The sequence below is a fragment of the Falsiroseomonas oleicola genome (assembly GCF_019029495.1).
Taxonomy (GTDB): Bacteria; Pseudomonadota; Alphaproteobacteria; order Acetobacterales; family Acetobacteraceae; genus Falsiroseomonas; species Falsiroseomonas oleicola.
Genome location: NZ_JAERQM010000017.1, coordinates 1 through 2,500, shown reverse-complemented (window position 1 = coordinate 2,500; position 2,500 = coordinate 1). Strand labels below are relative to the sequence as shown.

At 58.7% G+C, this 2,500-nt stretch carries 1 tRNA gene and 2 rRNA genes (1 of these 3 cut by a window edge); all 3 read left to right on the top strand.

Features of this window, described 5'->3' with window-relative positions:
• Positions 1-1,968, top strand: a 23S ribosomal RNA gene (locus JJQ90_RS26660); it begins 779 nt to the left of the window's first position.
• Between the two features lie 131 nt (positions 1,969-2,099).
• A 5S ribosomal RNA gene (gene rrf, locus JJQ90_RS26655) occupies positions 2,100-2,214 on the top strand.
• 42 nt (positions 2,215-2,256) lie between these two features.
• A tRNA-Met gene (locus JJQ90_RS26650) sits at positions 2,257-2,330 on the top strand.
• Positions 2,331-2,500 lie beyond the last annotated feature (170 nt).

Below are 2,500 nucleotides of genomic sequence, written 5' to 3'. Positions count from 1 at the left end.
TCAAACCAGGAAATAGCTGGTTCTCCGCGAAATCTATTGAGGTAGATCGTCAGGCGATCACCGTCGGAGGTAGAGCACCGGATGGGCTAGGGGGACCCAAAGTCCTACCAAACCCAACCGAACTCCGAATGCCGATGAGTGCAGCCTGGCAGACAGACAGTGGGTGCTAAGGTCCATTGTCGAGAGGGAAACAGCCCAGACCACCAGCTAAGGCCCCTAATTCGTGGCTAAGTGGGAAAGCATGTGGGACGGCCAAAACAACCAGGAGGTTGGCTTAGAAGCAGCCATCCTTTAAAGAAAGCGTAATAGCTCACTGGTCTAATAGCTGTTCTGCGGCGAAAATGTAACGGGGCTCAAGCCACGAGCCGAAGCTGTGGGTGCATCGTAAGATGCGCGGTAGCGGAGCGTTCCCTAGGCCTGTGAAGCGGTATCCGTGAGGGGCCGTGGAGGTATGGGAAGTGCGAATGCGGACATGAGTAGCGACAAGGAGGGTGAGAAACCCTCCCGCCGAAAATCCAAGGGTTCCTGCGCAAGGCTAATCCGCGCAGGGTGAGCCGGCCCCTAAGGCGAGGGCGACAGCCGTAGCCGATGGAAACCAGGTGAATATTCCTGGGCCCGTCAGAAGTGACAGCAGTGAAGTGCAGTTACCCCTTATTGGATTGGGGTGGCTGTTGGATCTGCTCGGGAAATAGCTCTGACATATGGACCGTACCCTAAACCGACACAGGTGGATTGGACGAGTATTCCAAGGCGCTTGAGGGAACCATGCTGAAGGAACTAGGCAAATTGCTCGCGTAACTTCGGGATAAGCGAGACCTGGCTGCACGCAAGTGTGGTTGGGTGGCACAGACCAGGGGGTGGCGACTGTTTAGTAAAAACACAGGGCTCTGCGAAATCGAGAGATGACGTATAGGGTCTGACGCCTGCCCGGTGCTGGAAGGTTAAGGGGAGGAGTGCAAGCTCCGAACCGAAGCCCCAGTAAACGGCGGCCGTAACTATAACGGTCCTAAGGTAGCGAAATTCCTTGTCGGGTAAGTTCCGACCTGCACGAATGGCGTAACGACCTCCCCACTGTCTCCAGCATGGGCTCAGCGAAATTGAATTCCCCGTGAAGATGCGGGGTACCCGCGGTCAGACGGAAAGACCCTATGAACCTTTACTGCAGCTTCGCAGTGGCGCCAGGAAGGGACTGTGTAGGATAGGTGGGAGGCTTTGAAGCATGGGCGCTAGCTTGTGTGGAGCCAACCTTGAAATACCACCCTGTGCCTTTCTGGCGTCTAACCGAGCTCGGTCACCCCGAGCCGGGACCCTGCGTGGTGGGCAGTTTGACTGGGGCGGTCGCCTCCCAAATGGTAACGGAGGCGCGCGATGGTGGGCTCAAGCCGGTCGGACATCGGCTGTTGAGTGCAAAGGCATAAGCCCGCCTGACTGTGAGCGCGACAGCGCGAACAGAGACGAAAGTCGGCCTTAGTGATCCGGTGGTCCCGCGTGGAAGGGCCATCGCTCAACGGATAAAAGGTACTCTAGGGATAACAGGCTGATCTCCCCCAAGAGTCCACATCGACGGGGAGGTTTGGCACCTCGATGTCGGCTCATCGCATCCCGGGGCTGGAGCAGGTCCCAAGGGTTCGGCTGTTCGCCGATTAAAGCGGTACGTGAGCTGGGTTTAGAACGTCGTGAGACAGTTCGGTCCCTATCTGCCGTGGGTGTACGAGACTTGAGAGGATCTGTCCCTAGTACGAGAGGACCGGGATGGACGCACCTCTGGTGAACCAGTTGTCACGCCCGTGGCATGGCTGGGTGGCCAAGTGCGGAATGGATAACCGCTGAAGGCATCTAAGCGGGAAACCAGCCTCAAGACGAGGTCTCGCTGAGGGCCGTGGAAGACCACCACGTTGATAGGCCGCAGGTGTAAGTGGGGTAACTCACTCAGCTGAGCGGTCCTAATCGCCCGATAGCGCTCCATACCCCATCGCCGCACCGGCCCAGCCTCGCAAGAGGCAGGCGCCGCGCGCAGCACCAAGCCGCACACTACCCAACACACACACACACAACCAAATCCAAGACACCGAACAGCATATGATGTTCCGGTCTGGTGGCCCGGTGGCCATCGCGGGGATGATACACCCGATCCCATCCCGAACTCGGACGTGAAACACCCCAGCGCCCATGGTACTGAGCCTTAAGGCTCGGGAGAGTAGGTCGCCGCCGGGCCACCACACCGGAACATCATACGCCTCCCAAACAGAACACCACCGCGGGGTGGAGCAGCCCGGTAGCTCGTCAGGCTCATAACCTGAAGGTCACAGGTTCAAATCCTGTCCCCGCATCCCATTCAGCATATGCAATCCAAAGACCCATCGGCGTGAGCCGGTGGGTTTTTGGCGTTTCCAGGCCAGTCGGCTCTGCGCGCCACGCCGTCATTCTCGCGCGCATCATCCCAGCGGAACCCATGTCGCGCCGAGCCGGCTCGAAGCCACAGCGGCAGCAATGAAGCGCA